The sequence below is a fragment of the Bacillus sp. ISL-78 genome (assembly GCF_018613455.1).
GTDB classification, from domain to species: Bacteria; Bacillota; Bacilli; order Bacillales; family DSM-1321; genus Peribacillus; species Peribacillus frigoritolerans.
This window is the reverse complement of the sequence record NZ_JAGGQC010000007.1, coordinates 28,572-45,032: the sequence shown is the minus strand read 5'-3', so window position 1 is coordinate 45,032 and position 16,461 is coordinate 28,572. Positions and strand designations below refer to the sequence as shown.

Here is a 16,461-nt window from a genome sequence, read left to right as displayed (position 1 = left end):
AATACTGTCTTAGAGACTATCCTGCTCCCTTTTACTTCTGTCGATTTATGTTATAAAAGTTTAATAATTTCTCTCTCATCTTTTTACATTAATGAATGGAAGTGAACAAGATGGAAGCTCCCTTCTGCCAAGGCAACATCCAGCACAATTCCGTCTATGAATGCATTTTATTAACGACAAAAAACCGCCCCCAAATGGGAACGGCATATAACGTCGGTATTAACGGCGTCTATTACGGTTACGGAGGAAGGTTGGAATATCCAAAGCCTCATCACCTTGATTGGCATTACGTGAAGGCTGTTCATTGACTTCTTCCCTCTTCACTTCACGCTTCACGTTAGACTGTGGCGTTTGTTGTGTCTGAGGTCTTGATTGCTGCTGCTGTCCGAGTGTTGGACGTCCAGTAGGCCGAATTGAAGCTTCAACCTCGTTAAAGCCTGTAGCAATTACCGTAACGACGATTTCATCTTTAAGGTTTTCATTGATAACAGAACCAAAAATCATGTTGACGTCTTGATCGGATGCTGTAGCCACGATATCGGCCGCTTCCTGGACTTCAAAAAGACTTAGGTTCGTACCACCGGTAATATTCATCAGTACGCCTTGGGCGCCATCAATCGATGTTTCAAGCAACGGACTGGAAATGGCTTTTTTCGCCGCTTCCGCCGCACGGTTTTCCCCGGAGGAAATCCCGATTCCCATAAGAGCTGAACCTTTGTTGGACATGATCGTCTTCACATCGGCAAAGTCCAAGTTAATAAGACCTGGAACAGCAATTAAATCTGAAATCCCTTGTACACCTTGGCGAAGTACATTATCCGCTTCACGGAATGCTTCAAGCATTGGCGTGCTTTTATCGACGATTTCAAGGAGGCGGTCGTTCGGAATGACGATCAGTGTGTCAACCGATTCCTTCATGGATGAAATGCCGCCCTGTGCCTGTGTTGCACGTTTTCGGCCTTCGAAAGTAAATGGACGTGTAACTACACCCACTGTAAGGGCCCCTAGATCTTTAGCAATGCCCGCTATGACAGGAGCTGCCCCCGTTCCCGTACCGCCGCCCATTCCAGCCGTTACGAATACCATATCGGCACCTTTAAGCGCTTCTTCAATCTGCTCTTTGCTTTCTTCAGCTGCTTTTTTTCCTACCTCTGGATTGGCACCTGCACCCAAACCGCGTGTAAGCTTCCCACCGATTTGCATTTTGATTTCTGCTTTTGATAGATTAAGAGCCTGTGCGTCAGTATTGACAGAAATAAACTCAACACCCTGTACACCATGCTCGATCATTCTGTTTACCGCATTGTTTCCGCCGCCGCCAACACCTATTACTTTTATCGTTGCTAATTGTTCTAGATTAGAATCAAACTCCAACATGACAATCCTCCTATTTTGACGAAATTCCCGATTCTTAATGATTGTTATTCAAAAAAGTAACCCAGGATTTTTTTGAATTTAGATTCACCTTTTTCACCTTGTTTTTTAGCCGTGTTCTCTTTATTTTTCTGAGAAACCTTCTGGCTGCGCTGGTCGTTATCTTCTTGAGCTTGTCCAGCTGCTACAGGAGTTTTATTAGCGGTGTTTTTTTGCATTCTCTCTTTCTTGCATGCGTGTTTAATCAAACCAACAGCCGTGGTGTATTGGGGTTCCCTAACACCGATGTAATTGGGTTCAGCTGTCCTTACTCGGTTTTGGAACACATATTGAGCTAGCTCCAGGACACCCGGCATCTTGACGACGCCCCCGGTCAACACGAAACCACCCGGTATATCCTGGAAGCCAAGTCTCTTCAAATCATCTTGAATCAACTCGAATATTTCGGTCACCCGCGCTTCAATGATATCCGAAAGCATTAACTGATTGCAGGTCTGTTGCTGATCGCTGCCGATGATCGGTATTTGGAATACTTCATCTTCAGACGCGTCATCATAAAAGGCATGTCCATGCTTTACTTTTATTTTCTCAGCTTCTTCCATAGTCGTTCTTAGAACGATGGAAAGGTCTTTCGTAAGTGTTTCCCCGCCTATAGGTATCACAGACGTATATTGTAAATAGCCTTGTTCGAAAATTGCCAGGGTCGTGGAACCTCCGCCAATATCGACAAGCGCGACACCAAGTTCTTTTTCATCCTTGGATAAAACAAGGGAACCTGCGGCTAAGGGCTGAAGTGCGATATCGGTTATTTCCAATCCTGCCCTTTCCACACAGCGCAGCGTATTATGTAAAATTGTCCGAAGACCTGTGATTAATATCCCTCTCATTTCCAACCGGACACCTATCATGCCCCGTGGATCACTGATTTCATCAAGTTCATCAACTTTGTAGTGAATCGGCACCACGTCGATGATTTCCCTGTCGGATGGTATCGTTATTAACTCCGCTGCTTCCCTGACACGGAAAACGTCATGCTCGGTAATCTCTTTATTGTCACTGGATACCGCTACTACCCCATGACACGGCTGAAGCGTCACATGATTTCCACTTATGCCGACGATTACCTTTGTTATCTCCATCCCTATCATCCGTTCTGCTTGCTCTATAGCCTTTTGAATGGATTGGACGGTTTCATCTATACCGACGATCGAACCCTTTTTGAGCCCTTCTGATTTAACATTTCCTACACCGATTATATTTAATGTGTCATTGACCATTTCCCCAATGATAACTTTTACACTGGATGTACCGATGTCAAGACTTACGTATATTTCGTTGCTGTTCATTCCATGGCACCTCCTTCAGTTTTATACATGTATTAGTAGAATAACATTTTTATATCGAAGACTTATACATTATAGAATAACAGAACTGTTTACAACAACTGACGAATTTCATAGATAAGCGTTTCATTTTGTATTTCCGAACAAAACTCGTAGATTTCTCATTTTTTGGTGCATATTGTTCGCTTCTCTACGAGTCTTATCTACTTAAAAAACTAGATACTGCCATAAACTATTCGTCATTTATAACTTAATTCCCTTTAAAATTATAGATTTTTTTTCTGCTTTTTCCGGGAAATGGACCATTTTTCAATCAGGATCCTTCTAATCAGGGCAATATTTTGAAAGAGCCTGACACCGAACACAAAGATTGCGGCTAAATATAAGTCTACACCAAGATGTACACCTAGAAAAGCCAAACCTGCGGCTAAAACAATATTAAAGAAGAATCCTGTTACAAATACAACTTCATCATAAAGATTTTGCAAATGAGCCCGTATCCCCCCAAATAAGGTATCAAAAGCAGCAAGCACAGCAATGGAGAGATAATTTGAATATTCATGGGGAATATCAAAATCCACCAAAAAACCAAGGGTGATTCCAATCAACAGACCAAAAACTGAAAGCCACATTACGATTCCCCCCCATCCATAATGGGTTCCATATGTTCCACGTTAATAGCATTTTGGTAAGCCGGCAATGTCAACTCGCCGGAAGGCACATTAATCTGCACTTCAAAATTGTCTATAAAGAAATCATCCATAAGTTCGGAACCTTCAATGCGCTGCTTCAGTTTCTTTGGATTAACGGTTATTGCCTGCATTTCGACCGGGTAATGAACCAGAGGATATCCGTCCATTTTCGGCTGCCCATTAATATCACGAATAACCGATGTTGATATATACCTTTGTCCTGAAATGGAAATTTCGTCAGCTCCATACCTATACATTTCATTAATGAGCCGAATGATCAATACTGGTGAAATATACTCGACCTTCTCACCAAGAAGGATATCGGCTTTGATAGGCTGTATAGATACGATTACCCCATTACCCTTTATTTCGGTCAAACCTGCGTCAGTCTTCAATTCGGTCAGGGTGTCACGCAAGACTTCTTCTTTACCCTCATTTTTCTTTGTTTCATAAGATGCTATCTTTCCCTCAAGCTTACTGATACCCTCTATTAATTCCGCCTGGGTCTGCTGTTCTTTCAATAAATCATTTTTCAGTTCCCACATATCCCTTGTATCGGATACGACAGGCTGATTCACCAAATTGAATTGAATAGCGAGCATGAAGCCAGCAATCAACGTAACCAAACTAAAAGAAAGCTTTTTTTTCATTTCCAGTTTCTCACCAATCTTTCATCGAATCCGGCGGTCACGATCACCCTCCAATAATTGGATCAAAAATGATATTCTTTTGCTTTTCCACTGTAAAGATAATATTCTCATTAACCAGCTGTTCCTTGATGCCACCCGGTAAATCCAGTGAAGCACCCAGGACTTCCGGGTCCCCTATCGCAGATATGATGAAGGGAGCAGGATGCTGATGGCCATCGATTGTAATCACAGGCCCATTACAGATTATGTATGAATCATGATTTAACCTTTGACCGTTAATCGCAACAGCCTCTGCACCTGATATGTATAGTTCATTGACGACCTTGAAGACATGCTGTTCATGGACGAGGTAATTATTAACATTGGCTTCTGATTCCATATCTGTACCATCTTCAAGCGTCACCTGAAGTCCTGAGCCTTTCACTTTCACTTTCCCGAGAAACATTCGGTATTTTTCCGTTTCCTTTGCCAAATTGAAAAAAAGCTGCTTTTCCTGCGCTAGGTCTTTTTCTATTTGGGATACATTTTCTTGCTTCTGGAGGAGTTCCTTCTGAAGTTCCCGGTTCTGCTTCTCTTGTTCGATCAGCTGCTGCCTGAGCTCATATTCCTGGTCCCAGGCTTTGTCCTTCCCAGAATCTTCACCTTCTTTGGTCAGATTGTAAGAGAAGGCAATCATGAATCCGAGAACCACGCAAACCAGGGGTAAAACCACCCGTTTGCCATTAATTTTCCTCATTGGTGTCTTCCTTTTGTTCAGCGTCTTCATATGCTTTAAAATAAGAACCCACTTCCAGATCGATGACACCCTTTACATTTGGATCCAGCTGGCTGACTATCGATGGATAGTGAATCATTTTCTCGTATAAAGTCCGGCTTGTCGCACTTACTTCAAACCCATCGTTCATGAACATGACGATATGGTATTCATCGGTTTTTGTAGGAGCGTAATGAATTTCCGAAATGGCATTCTGTATCTCGACAGGAAGCTTGTCCAGCTCTTCTAAAAGCAACTTTAATGCTTTACCCTCTTTGAAACCAATTAAAACAGGGGCAAATACTGGAATCTCTCCTGTTGCTAACTCCTCTAAAACGGACCCGTTTTCCAAAATGGGTGCAAACTTCCCATTATTGGACAGATATGCCATCCTGTTATGTTCCGAAACCGTAATTTTAATGGAATTAGGAAATACCGGTGTCACCTTAACGCTTTTTATTTCTTGATTTTTTTTGATATTGGCTTCGGCTGTCCCTGTATCAACCTTCCAGATGCTTCGATCCTTCTTCACCTTACTCAATTTAATGATCTGATTGGAAGTAATATAACGATTCCCCTCTACCTGCACGGATTTCACATAGCTCAACGGGGATAGGAAATATAACACACAAGCAACAAGAATGAAGAAAAGGGACAGCAAAAGAACAAGTCGCCTGTTTGCTTTGCTTTTTCTTAATTGTTTTAATTTCGGGATGCGGTCCTCAATGGAAACGATTTTTCCCTTTTCCATCCCCTTCACCTCTTCCTGAAAAAATGGATGGTTCTTGACAGTGCAGAAATCAAGATAAACTCAATATTATGTTCTAAACAAACTTTAAAGGTAACACATTATATCACAATATTTGGATATAATGAATCCTATTATTTCCTTCCGATAATTTCCACTTCTGTTTCCATTTCAACTTCAAATTTATCATATACAGTATCCTTCACATGCTGTATCAAGGCTTGAACATCCGCTGCACTTCCATTACCTGTGTTAACGATGAAGTTCCCGTGCATCGGTGAAATCTGAGCTCCTCCAATAGAATGTCCCTTCAGGCCTGCATTCTCGACCAATTTACCAGCATGGTGTGGAAGTGGATTCCTAAATATGCTCCCGGCACACGGAAGGTTATATGGCTGGGTATCTTTACGATAATTCTTGTTATTTTGCATTCTTTCAACGATTTCGGTTTTATCCCCCTCTGTCAATTGAAAAATCGCTTCCAGTACGATACCAGGCCTTTTCTTCTGAAGCAAAGAAGTTCGATAAGAAAACTCCATTTCCTCTTTCGAAAGCCAAGCTAGAGTTCCATCTTCAAAAAGAACATGTGCCTGCTTGAGGATTTCACTCATATCGGAACCATGTGCACCAGCGTTCATATAGACTGCTCCGCCGACGGAACCAGGAATTCCACTGGCAAATTCCAATCCTGCATATCCTTTTTTACTGATTTGTACGGAGAGGCTGACAAGTGATACCCCAGCTCCTGCTTTGATCTCCGTCCCATTTATCTCGAGATGATCAAGTCCTCTACCCAATTTAAGCACGGCACCTTCAATACCGCCATCACTGACCAGCAGGTTCGAGCCCCTTCCGATCACCCTCCACGGCATCCCATTTTCTTTGATGACCTGCATCGTTTTTTCTATATTTTCAATGGATGACGGCACGATGAATAAATCAGCCGGCCCCCCAATTTTCATAGTTGTATGATTTGCAAGCGGTTCCTGTTCAAGAACTTTGCCGATTTTCATTTCAGTTAATTGCTTTATCACATTATCCATGATAAACCTCCTTGTTGTTCCAAAATTCCAAGATATAATTTTCATTTCCTCTTCTTCCATGAGGTCACTTATATTACAAGATTAATATCGCCTTTTTAGCAGAAAAATGAACAGAAGCAAGCCCCAGTACGGCCTAACCCTCTTATACTATAGTCTAAACAAAGACGTATTGCCAATATTTATTGTGGATTCCCCAACTTTCATACATGGTAATATTTAAGCGGCATTTCATTTATTTCTAAATTTCGGCATGTCCCCAAAAAAAATCGTTTTTCCTGGAAGGGTTTTCAACGTAAAAAAGGGAAGCCCTGCGTTCAACAGGACTTCCCTTTTGCCAAACCACATTTCTACTTATTTCAGAACCTCGAATATCGGCTAATGTTCAGGAGCACCCCAATCGCCATCAACATGAGCGTCAGCGATGAACCGCCATAACTTAAGAGGGGCAAGGTGATACCCGTAACCGGCATAAGTCCCGTTACCACCCCTATATTGATCATTACTTGAATGGCGACCATTGCAATGATCCCCACCGCTACAAGGCTCCCGTATAAATCAGGGGCACCAAGTGCGATCCGAATGCCCCGCCAAAGCATTAGCGCAAATAATAAAATGACAAGAGAGCCCCCGATGAAGCCAAGTTCCTCGGAAAGTATGGCAAAAATGAAATCAGTCTGCGGTTCGGGTAAATAGAAAAACTTTTGGCGGCTTTGCCCGAGCCCCAATCCGAACAATCCCCCTGGCCCGATTGCATAAAACGATTGAATCATCTGAAATCCACTGCCCAAAGGGTCTTCCCATGGATCCAGAAAAGACGTGATCCTTTTTATCCGGTAGGGCGCTGACAAAATCAGACCGATAAAACCTGCTACCCCAATTAGCCCCAAGCCGACAAAATGACTGATTCTTGCCCCGGAAATAAAAATCATGACAATGCACGTTCCTACCATTACCGTTCCCGTTCCAAGGTCCGGCTGTAACATGATCAAACCAAATGCCAAAAACACTAATCCCAAGGATGGAAGCATCCCTTTTTTAAAGGAGGTGATCAGCTTTTGCCGTTCTGATAAAAACTTAGCTAAAAAAGCGATCATCGCCAGCTTCATGAACTCAGAGGGTTGGACCGAAAAAGCACCTACACCAATCCAGCTCCTCGAACCATTTCTCGCCATCCCTATACCTGGTACAAGCACAGCCAATAACATAATGAAACAAATGATGATAAGGATTTTGGCCCATGTCCGCCACGTCCAGTAATCCACATTCATGATGAAAAACATGGCTATGACACCGACGCAGGCAAAAAGCAACTGCCTTTTAGCAAAATAAAACGAATCATCAAATTTATATGTTGCCCAAATGGCACTCGCGCTGTAAACCATGATTAATCCAACAGTCAAAAGACTTAAGGTGACGATAATGAGAATGAGATCAGGATTCGATTTTTTTAATGGCACGGACATCCACCTCTAGGAAGTTTTTAGCCTACGAATATAAACATCAGTGCTGATTGCTTGTCAGCACTTTAGTCAAAAAAAAAGCGATAACGGCTCATTATCGCTTTTTTTCATGGTGTCAACGTAGAAGCAGGTTCACTTCTCTCTGCGAAAGCTCTTACTTAAGTTTATGCACGGCCTCCATAAACATGTCTCCTCTTTGCTCAAAAGTTTTATATTGATCCCAGCTTGCACAAGCCGGGGAGAGAAGAATACAGTCGCCTTCATTTGATATTTCAAATGCAGCCGGCACGGCCTTTTCTACATTATCGACACGTTTTATATTCGCTATTCCTATTTCTTTGGCTACCCGTTCAATTTTTTCCGCCGTTTCACCAAAAGTTATCACGGCTTTGACATTTTTCATCGCCGGTTTCAACTCATCAAATTCATTTCCGCGATCCAGACCGCCTGCCAATAAGATGACCGGTTCCGTAAAGGATGTTAACGCTTTGGATGCTGCAAGAATGTTCGTCGCTTTTGAATCATTATAAAATTTACGGTTATCGATCGTTGCCACGAACTGCAGACGGTGCTCCACACCATAAAATGTTTTCAGTACAGTCTGAATGGCTTCATTAGCTACACCCTTCAGCTTGGCCGCTGAGATGGCGGCGAGCACATTTTCCAAATTATGCTTCCCGGGAAGGGCTATCTCTGAAACTTCAATGATTTTTTCCCCTCGGAAACAGGCTGCACCATCTTCCATATAGGCTCCATTCTCATGTTTCACTTCAGCTGAAAAAGGAACAAGTTCAGCCTTGGTCTCTTTCGCCATGGATAAAACAAGATCTTGATCTGCATTATAAATCATGTAATCTGATGCTATTTGATTTTTCGTGATGGCAGCTTTTGCTTCGACATATTCCTGTTTGGAACTGTGATAATCCAAATGTGCATCATACAAATTTGTCACGATTGAGATTTCAGGACGAAATTCGTCTATTCCCATTAACTGAAACGATGATAATTCTATGACGATCGAGTCATCTGGTTTTGCATGTTCAGCAACACCTGATGCCACTGTCCCGATATTACCGGCAATCAGCGGGGATTTTTCACCGGACTTCAACATTTCGTATATCAATGTTGTCGTGGTCGTTTTCCCATTTGTACCAGTGATTCCTATGAAAGGTGCTTCACTTATCTGGTAGGCCAGTTCAACTTCCGTGATAACAGGAATCCCTTTTTCCAATGCCCCTTTTACGATAGGGTTCCGATAGGGTATTCCCGGATTTTTCACGATCAGCTCGAACCCCTCATCCAGAAGCTCGATTGGATGACTGCCGCAGATGACTTTGATTCCCTGTTCAAGAAGTCCTTGAGCCTCAGGATTTTCCGATAATGGCTTCATGTCATTAACCGTCACGAAAGCACCTAATTTATGTAGAAGCGAAGCTGCCATCACTCCGCTTTTTGCCAAACCCAATACTAATATCTTTTTCTCTGAATACTTTACAGTCTCTTTCAATTATATCCACACCTCTAAATAGATTCCGAGTACCGCACACAGCAGCCCCACTGTCCAGAAAGTGACGACGACACGCCATTCCGACCAGCCGGAAAGCTCATAATGGTGGTGAAGCGGACTCATTTTAAAAATACGTTTACCAGTCGTTTTAAAAGACCCTACCTGAAGGATGACCGAGAGCGTTTCAATGACGAAGACTCCGCCAATGATTACCAGGAGGATTTCAAGCTTCGTTAACAAGGCGATGGTTGCAATCGCTCCCCCAAGGGCCAAGGAACCCGTATCTCCCATGAAAACCTTTGCCGGGTGTGCATTGAATACCAAAAATCCGAGTACTGCACCGACAACCGCCACCGAAAAAATGGCGACATCATATTGTGACTGACTCCAGGCCAAAATGGCAAAAGCCCCAAAGGCAATGGCTGATGTCCCTGAGACAAGTCCATCAAGCCCATCCGTCAAATTGACGGCATTTGAAAAGCCTACCAGCCAGAATATAACGATAAACAGATAAAACCAGCCAAAATCAAAAGCAAAGTCAGTGCCTGGAATCGTCAATTCAGGATTAAAACGGTCTGTCTGCTTGAAGACGAAGTAAAAGATGACCGAAATCACAATTTGTCCAAGCAGTTTTTGCTTGGAAGTCAGTCCCAGGTTACGCTTCATGACCACTTTGATGAAATCATCAAGGAAACCTAGTAAACCAAAACCTAAAGTAACGAATAATAATAAATACGTTTCGGTTGAAGGTGCCGAAAATTTCAAAGTCATGACTAGTGTAGCGATGGTAACAGATAATAATATGACCAAACCGCCCATGGTGGGTGTTCCCGTTTTCTTCAAATGCGATTGCGGGCCTTCTTCCCTAATACTTTGCCCGAATTTCAATCTTCTTAAAAACGGGATGAAAATCGGCGAAAGAAGAACGGTTACTAAAAACGCCACCAAAATCGTATAAAAAATCACTTGTTCCAACATTCCTTATTCCCTCATTCCTAACACAATTCAAAAATAAAATTCTGCTTGATGTCTTTTCCTATTTGTTGCAGGTCAATTCAGCGTTGGTTCAAACGGAACCCAAACGACTTTGAATCGCCTTTTCCGCTTCCTCACGGTCATCGAAGTGAAGCACTTCGTCACCTACCAATTGATAAGTTTCATGACCTTTTCCAGCAATTAAAATAACGTCGCCCTCTTCCGCCTTGGAAACTGCGTAAGCTATCGCCTGCCTGCGGTCTTCAATAACCTTATATTCTTTGCCTGCTACACCAGCTTCCATATCCCGGAGGATCTGGGCAGCATCTTCACTGCGTGGATTATCCGAAGTGAAGATCGGGTCAGTCGCCAAGCTGCAGGCAATTTGCGCCATGATTGGACGCTTTGTCTTGTCTCGGTCCCCGCCGCAGCCCACTATCACGTAAATTTTCTTTCTAGCAAACTCACCAACAGTCTTTAGAACATTTTCCAAACTGTCCGGTGTATGGGCATAGTCAACAATGACCGGGAAGTCCTGATTCGCTGAAATGAGCTCAAAACGGCCTGCAACACCTTTTATATCCTCGATGGATCTAATTGTCTCATCCAGGTCGTTACCAGCGCACAAAGCAGCAGAGATGGCAGAGAGTACATTATAAACACTGAATTTCCCAATTAGCTTCAGCTGAATGTCTCGCTCTTCTTTACCTGCTGTCAAGGTGAACGATGTGCCATTTGCATCAATTTTTATATCCTTGGCCCTGATATCCGATTCATTGTCTATGCCGTATGTAACGACTGTAGCAGCAGTAGCCTTAATGAAATCGGCAGTTGCCTCATCATCAGCATTAAGCACAGCATATTTAGGGCGATTTTCTATGTAAGCATTGCCAAGCTGTGAGAAAAATAAGGATTTTGCCTGCCTGTATCTGTCCATGGTTTTATGAAAATCCAAATGATCCTGTGTGAGATTCGTAAAGACGGCAATATCATAATCACAGCCATGGACACGCCCAAGCTCAAGTGCATGCGATGAAACCTCCATAATAGCCGTGGAGACGGATGCTTCGACCATTTCATGAAAAGCCTTCTGCAGTGTAACGCTATCTGGAGTCGTATTCTTGGTTTCATATACCATATCGGCAATTTTTGTATACATCGTGCCAATCAAGCCTGTTTTTTCATGTCGATCCTCGAAAATCTTTTCCAATAAGTGACTGGTCGTCGTCTTTCCATTCGTTCCTGTAATTCCGATCAAGCGCATCTTTTGAGTCGGATGGCCATAAAATGCATCGGCAAGAACCGCCATCGCCCTGCTCGAATCCCTTACTACGATCACGGGGACATCGAGGTCAAGCGGCCTTTCGGCAATGACTGCTGCAGCTCCATGCTCTACAGCAAGTTGGGCAAAATCATGACCATCGACTGTATAACCTTTTATACAAACAAATAAACTTCCGTCTATGACTTTACGGTTATCATTTTCAATGGAGGTGATTTCAGGATTTTCTCCTTCATACGTAAATAAGGAGTGTAAATAAGATAGTAATTTGTGAAGCTTCATTTTTCCATCCCTCTCAACTTAATTTGAGGATTCATTATATGTGATTAGCCTTGGCTTGTCGAGAAACCAATTTCAATTATACGGGGTTATCCCGACTCCGTAAACAAAGCGGCTGATGATTCTTCAGCCGCTTTAACTATTCATATATTATATTATACTTATTCTGTATTTTCGCCAAGATAAATTCTTATTGTAGAGCCTTGTTTTACTTTAACACCTGGATCTGGGGCTTGATTTATGACTTTATCCCCATTTCCGGCAATATCAAGCTTAAGGTCGATGAGCTGGGTTTGCAACTCTTTTTTGCTGAGACCCACGACGTCGGGTACCTCGACCATGACGGGATCCGTCCAGACCGTTTCCTTCTCAATCTGGTTTTTCCTTGGCTTGACGCCCATGGCCCTAAGTGAATCCTCCATGATATTCCCAACGATCGGTGCGGCAACGACCCCGCCGAATTGTACCGTTCCTTTCGGATTATCCACTGCTATATACACGACGATTTGCGGATCATCAGCCGGAGCGACACCAATGAATGAGAGAATATAATTATTTTCAAGGTATCTGCCATTTTCAGCTTTTTGGGCTGTACCCGTTTTCCCGCCGACGCGGTACGACTCCACGAATGCTCCTTTACCGCTTCCTTGGGCGACAACGGATTCAAGCGCTTCCCGGACTTTCTTCGAGGTTGCTTCTGAAATCACCTTTTTCTTCGCCTGAGGGGTCTTTCGCATCAGCACTTCCCCATTTTTTGGATTCACGAGTTCCTTCGCGATATATGGTGTATACAAAGTCCCACCATTCACGGCCGCCGATACCGCTGTCACCTGCTGAATGGGCGTTACGGCTACACCTTGTCCAAACGCGGTCGTTGCCTGCTCAACCGGACCCACTTGATCCATATTGAACATGATTCCTTTACCTTCTCCGGTTAAATCTATTCCCGTCTTTTGCCCAAAACCGAAATCATTTATATATTTAAACAGCTTGTCTTTACCAAGCCGGTTCCCTAATTCCACAAAACCCGGGTTACATGAGTTCTCTACCACTTCAAGAAAAGTTTGATCCCCATGTCCTCCGCTTTTCCAGCAATGCAGCGTTGATCCTGACACTTCCACATGTCCGGAATCATAAAAATGCTCCTTTTGTAAGTCGACCTTCCCTTCCTCAAGCGCCGCAGCAAGCGTGATGATCTTAAAAGTAGATCCTGGTTCATATATACTCCAAACTGGTAAATTACGATTATACACTTCCGAGGGGACATTTTGAAAATTGGCAGGGTCGAAGGTTGGCCTGCTGGACATTGCCAATATTTCCCCAGTGTTCGGGTCCATTGCAATGGCAATTATACCATCGGGATCATATGTCGCCTCGGCATTATCGAGCTCCCTCTCCACAATTGTCTGGATTTTGCTATCGATGGTCAGCTTCAGGTTATCACCATCAACAGGGGGCTTATAGTCATCGGCCATATTCTCAAGCCTTTTCCCTTTCGCATCGGAGTAAAATTTAACGAATCCTTTTTCTCCGCTTAGTTCCTTATCATAAGACAATTCAATACCCATCAACCCTTGATTGTCAGAGCCTGTAAAGCCAAGAACATGTGAAAGATATTCACCGAATGGGTAATGGCGCTTTGAATCTTCAGCGATATATACACCCTTTATCCCTAATGCTTTAATTTCCTTCGCCTTTTCGTGAGATATCTTTCTGCCTTCCGGAATTCTGACGCTCATCGCCTGTTTCGTTAACCATTGATAAGCCTTTTCCTTTGTCATATCCAATATTGAAGCAAGCTGTTCCGCCGTCTCACCAGGATTCTCAATCTGTCTGGGGATGACATAGACTGTTGGCGCAGATATATTCGTTGCCAGCTCGACACCATTCCGATCCAGGATTTCACCTCGTTTGGCTTCAAAAGGAATATTCCTGCTCCAGGAATCTTTAGCCAGCCCCGTTAACTTATCCCCTAGATAAAACTGTACTATTCCCAATCGGATATCAATGATAAAAAAAACAACGATACCGATCGCCAATGCGATTGCCAGCCGTTTTCGGACAGTAACATTCGAAACACGCAAAAACAGGCACCTCCATTTCATACATGCTTCAATATATGCTTGTCTACTCGATGCTAGACTAGAAACTTTGAAAGAAATAAAGAGGGAATCCATTTGGATCCCCTCTTTATCTTCACTCTGTTTTCTCTATTGTCGGTATATCTTCACCAGCCCCATCAGGCTGGGATAATTCAATATTGAAGGTTTCCCCTTCATTAACCTTTTTCCCGGCCTCAAGACTCTGTTTACTCACGTATCCAGCACCTTCGGTTTTCAGATCAAGTTTTCCAACCTTAGCCAATTTCATGACATCGCGCAAGGACCATCCCTTCATGTCAGGAACTTTCATTTCGCCTTCCGTCCTGAGGATTATCTTTTCACCCTGTAAGAGTACACTCCCCGCTTTCGGGGATTGGTCGAGCACTTTACGTCCACTTCCTATCGTACTTACATCATAACCAAGTTCCTTCAGTTCTGTAACAGCTGAACTCTCGGTTTGATTCGTATAGTCTTTGATTTTATTTGCTTTTTGTTTTTTAACTTCAGAAGGTTTTATGTTTAGATATTGCAGGCTATTTTGCATGACAGGATTAAATATCTCTGACAATGGATCAGCCCCAACATAAGATACACCTAACTTGGGCTGCTTGACCGCCACATACATGACCAACTGCGGATCATCTTTTGGAGCCATTCCCAAAAAGGAGAACACATAGTTATTTTTCCCTTCTAAATATCTACCTGTCGGACCCGCAATTTGGGCAGTACCGGTTTTCCCCGCTACTTGATATCCATCAATGGCATATTTTTTCCCTGTTCCTTTTTTCGCGGAAATTACCGTTTCCAAATAATCACGTACTTGTTTTGCAGTTTCTGCCGAAATCGGTTGCCCTGTCACTTTCGGCTTAGTCGTTTTCAAAGTTTTCCCGGTATCCTGATCGGAAATGCTTTTTATCACGTACGGCCGCATCATTTTTCCGTCATTGGCTATTGCGGATGCAGCTTGGATTTGTTGAATCGGTGTGACGGTCGAACCCTGTCCAAAGGAGGTAGTCACTTTTTCAAGCTTATACTTGTATTGAATTTTACCGGTTATCTCGTTTGGCAGGTCAATTCCCGTTTTTTTATCAAATCCGAACTTAGTCAAATACTCACGGAACGTATCGGCTCCTATTTTATCCATTGCAAGTGTGGCAAAAGCGACGTTCGAGGAACGTTGAACCCCTTCCAGAAAGGTCATGCTCTTTCCTCTTTCGATTCCGCTATGATCCCCGATTTTACCAGATCCGGCTTTGTAGGTTCCTGCAACAAAGCTTTCATTCGGATTAAAGACCCCTTCCTCAACAGCCGCGGCAAGGGTGAATGTTTTCATGGTTGAACCCGGTTCGAAGGTTTCTTCAATTGCCAGGTTACGCCATGTATCCGTTAGCCCGACTTTCGTTGTCGGATGGAAGGTGGGCCGTTGCCCCATCGCCACAATCTCCCCCGTTTTGGGATTGGAGACAATCGCTATGATTTGTTCCGGATCATATTTTTCCTGCACTTTGCTCATCGAGTCTTCCAAGAATGTTTGTATTTTCTTGTCGATCGTAAGCATGACATCATTGCCATTATCAGGAGCAACGACCTTTTCCTTCTTATCCGGTAAGAGGAAGCCCCATGAGTCACTGTCATATGTCAGCTTCCCATCCGTTTCCTGCAATTCTTTATTGAGGTACTTTTCGATGCCGAACTTACCAGCCATTTCTCCCGTTTCTTCATCCTTTTCTACATAGCCAATCAGATGGGAGGCGAATATCCCATTCGGATAAAAACGTTTATTCGTCCTTCCGAATGTAATTCCCGGCAGTTCCAATTTTTCTATTTTCTGCTTGACGACCTGAGTCAAATCCTTGCCGGCACTACCAAACTCCACTTGGTATGCCCCTTTTTTCGTAAGTCTTTCATAGATGTCCTGTTCATCCATGTCGATATATTTAGCAAGCTCCTTCGCGGTCTTCTCCGGATCCTTGACATGCTCCGGCTCCTTTTCACTAAGTACTGCCCTTAAGATATAGGAGGAAGTATCTTCGGCGATGACTTCACCTTTTGTATCGAGTATGCTTCCCCTTTTTGCTTCTATGACCTGTTTTTTTTCATATTTCTTGTCGATTTTCGAAGCCAGTACCTCCCCGCCAGCTGTACCCGTCACCTGAATATACAAAAAGCGGCAGATTAACACAAAAAAGAGCAGGCCGAATAAGAAGAATAATCCGGCTGCCCCATGCTTCATATTTTTTTGTTTCTGCATT

13 protein-coding genes are annotated in these 16,461 nt (G+C 43.2%); all 13 read right to left on the bottom strand.

What is annotated here, in order from left to right:
* Positions 1–219: 219 nt before the first annotated feature.
* On the bottom strand, positions 220–1,377 hold the full coding sequence (gene ftsZ / locus J7I96_RS08940; protein WP_214768622.1) for a cell division protein FtsZ: 1,158 nt from the start codon (positions 1,375–1,377) through the stop codon (positions 220–222).
* A 44-nt stretch (positions 1,378–1,421) separates the two neighbouring features.
* Positions 1,422–2,720 (bottom strand): cell division protein FtsA, encoded by a 1,299-nt coding sequence (gene ftsA / locus J7I96_RS08935; RefSeq protein ID WP_034313882.1) that lies wholly within the window; start codon positions 2,718–2,720, stop codon positions 1,422–1,424.
* Between the two features lie 263 nt (positions 2,721–2,983).
* The gene (locus tag J7I96_RS08930) at positions 2,984–3,349 is read right to left on the bottom strand and encodes a small basic family protein (protein ID WP_063596311.1); all 366 of its coding nucleotides are present in this window, start codon (positions 3,347–3,349) and stop codon (positions 2,984–2,986) included.
* Positions 3,349–4,059, bottom strand: a complete 711-nt coding sequence (locus tag J7I96_RS08925; protein ID WP_214768624.1) for a DUF881 domain-containing protein — start codon at positions 4,057–4,059, stop codon at positions 3,349–3,351. Before J7I96_RS08925 ends, J7I96_RS08930 begins: the two co-directional genes overlap by 1 nt.
* Positions 4,060–4,102: 43 nt before the next feature.
* Positions 4,103–4,795 (bottom strand): DUF881 domain-containing protein, encoded by a 693-nt coding sequence (locus J7I96_RS08920; RefSeq protein ID WP_214768626.1) that lies wholly within the window; start codon positions 4,793–4,795, stop codon positions 4,103–4,105.
* Positions 4,782–5,564, bottom strand: coding sequence for a cell division protein FtsQ/DivIB (locus J7I96_RS08915; RefSeq protein ID WP_214768628.1), 783 nt, complete (start codon positions 5,562–5,564; stop codon positions 4,782–4,784). Before J7I96_RS08915 ends, J7I96_RS08920 begins: the two co-directional genes overlap by 14 nt.
* A 131-nt stretch (positions 5,565–5,695) precedes the next feature.
* Positions 5,696–6,604: a UDP-N-acetylmuramate dehydrogenase gene (gene murB / locus J7I96_RS08910; RefSeq protein ID WP_063576912.1), complete on the bottom strand. Its 909-nt coding sequence runs from the start codon at positions 6,602–6,604 to the stop codon at positions 5,696–5,698.
* A 356-nt stretch (positions 6,605–6,960) separates the two neighbouring features.
* A complete protein-coding gene (spoVE, locus tag J7I96_RS08905) occupies positions 6,961–8,067 on the bottom strand; it encodes a stage V sporulation protein E (RefSeq protein ID WP_034313896.1) in 1,107 nt (368 codons plus the stop codon).
* 151 nt (positions 8,068–8,218) lie between these two features.
* Positions 8,219–9,571: a UDP-N-acetylmuramoyl-L-alanine--D-glutamate ligase gene (gene murD, locus J7I96_RS08900; RefSeq protein ID WP_214768630.1), complete on the bottom strand. Its 1,353-nt coding sequence runs from the start codon at positions 9,569–9,571 to the stop codon at positions 8,219–8,221.
* Positions 9,572–10,549 carry a phospho-N-acetylmuramoyl-pentapeptide-transferase gene (mraY, locus tag J7I96_RS08895; RefSeq protein WP_034313901.1) on the bottom strand — a complete coding sequence of 326 codons (978 nt, stop codon included), beginning with the start codon at positions 10,547–10,549 and terminating at the stop codon, positions 9,572–9,574.
* Positions 10,550–10,637: 88 nt separating this feature from the next.
* Positions 10,638–12,110, bottom strand: coding sequence for a UDP-N-acetylmuramoyl-L-alanyl-D-glutamate--2,6-diaminopimelate ligase (locus tag J7I96_RS08890; protein ID WP_214768632.1), 1,473 nt, complete (start codon positions 12,108–12,110; stop codon positions 10,638–10,640).
* A gap of 158 nt (positions 12,111–12,268) precedes the next feature.
* Positions 12,269–14,191 (bottom strand): stage V sporulation protein D, encoded by a 1,923-nt coding sequence (locus tag J7I96_RS08885; protein WP_054396953.1) that lies wholly within the window; start codon positions 14,189–14,191, stop codon positions 12,269–12,271.
* A gap of 112 nt (positions 14,192–14,303) precedes the next feature.
* The gene (locus tag J7I96_RS08880) at positions 14,304–16,460 is read right to left on the bottom strand and encodes a penicillin-binding protein (protein WP_251025098.1); all 2,157 of its coding nucleotides are present in this window, start codon (positions 16,458–16,460) and stop codon (positions 14,304–14,306) included.
* Position 16,461 lies beyond the last annotated feature (1 nt).

What these genes read in the sequence shown, in the direction of transcription:
- ftsZ (WP_214768622.1), bottom strand. Translation starts at nt 1,377, where the DNA reads ATGTTGGAGTTTGATTCTAATCTAGAACAATTAGCAACGATAAAAGTA.
- ftsA (WP_034313882.1), bottom strand. Translation starts at nt 2,720, where the DNA reads ATGAACAGCAACGAAATATACGTAAGTCTTGACATCGGTACATCCAGT.
- J7I96_RS08930 (WP_063596311.1), bottom strand. Translation starts at nt 3,349, where the DNA reads ATGTGGCTTTCAGTTTTTGGTCTGTTGATTGGAATCACCCTTGGTTTT.
- J7I96_RS08925 (WP_214768624.1), bottom strand. Translation starts at nt 4,059, where the DNA reads ATGAAAAAAAAGCTTTCTTTTAGTTTGGTTACGTTGATTGCTGGCTTC.
- J7I96_RS08920 (WP_214768626.1), bottom strand. Translation starts at nt 4,795, where the DNA reads ATGAGGAAAATTAATGGCAAACGGGTGGTTTTACCCCTGGTTTGCGTG.
- J7I96_RS08915 (WP_214768628.1), bottom strand. Translation starts at nt 5,564, where the DNA reads ATGGAAAAGGGAAAAATCGTTTCCATTGAGGACCGCATCCCGAAATTA.
- murB (WP_063576912.1), bottom strand. Translation starts at nt 6,604, where the DNA reads ATGGATAATGTGATAAAGCAATTAACTGAAATGAAAATCGGCAAAGTT.
- spoVE (WP_034313896.1), bottom strand. Translation starts at nt 8,067, where the DNA reads ATGTCCGTGCCATTAAAAAAATCGAATCCTGATCTCATTCTCATTATC.
- mraY (WP_034313901.1), bottom strand. Translation starts at nt 10,549, where the DNA reads ATGTTGGAACAAGTGATTTTTTATACGATTTTGGTGGCGTTTTTAGTA.
- J7I96_RS08890 (WP_214768632.1), bottom strand. Translation starts at nt 12,110, where the DNA reads ATGAAGCTTCACAAATTACTATCTTATTTACACTCCTTATTTACGTAT.
- J7I96_RS08880 (WP_251025098.1), bottom strand. Translation starts at nt 16,460, where the DNA reads ATGCAGAAACAAAAAAATATGAAGCATGGGGCAGCCGGATTATTCTTC.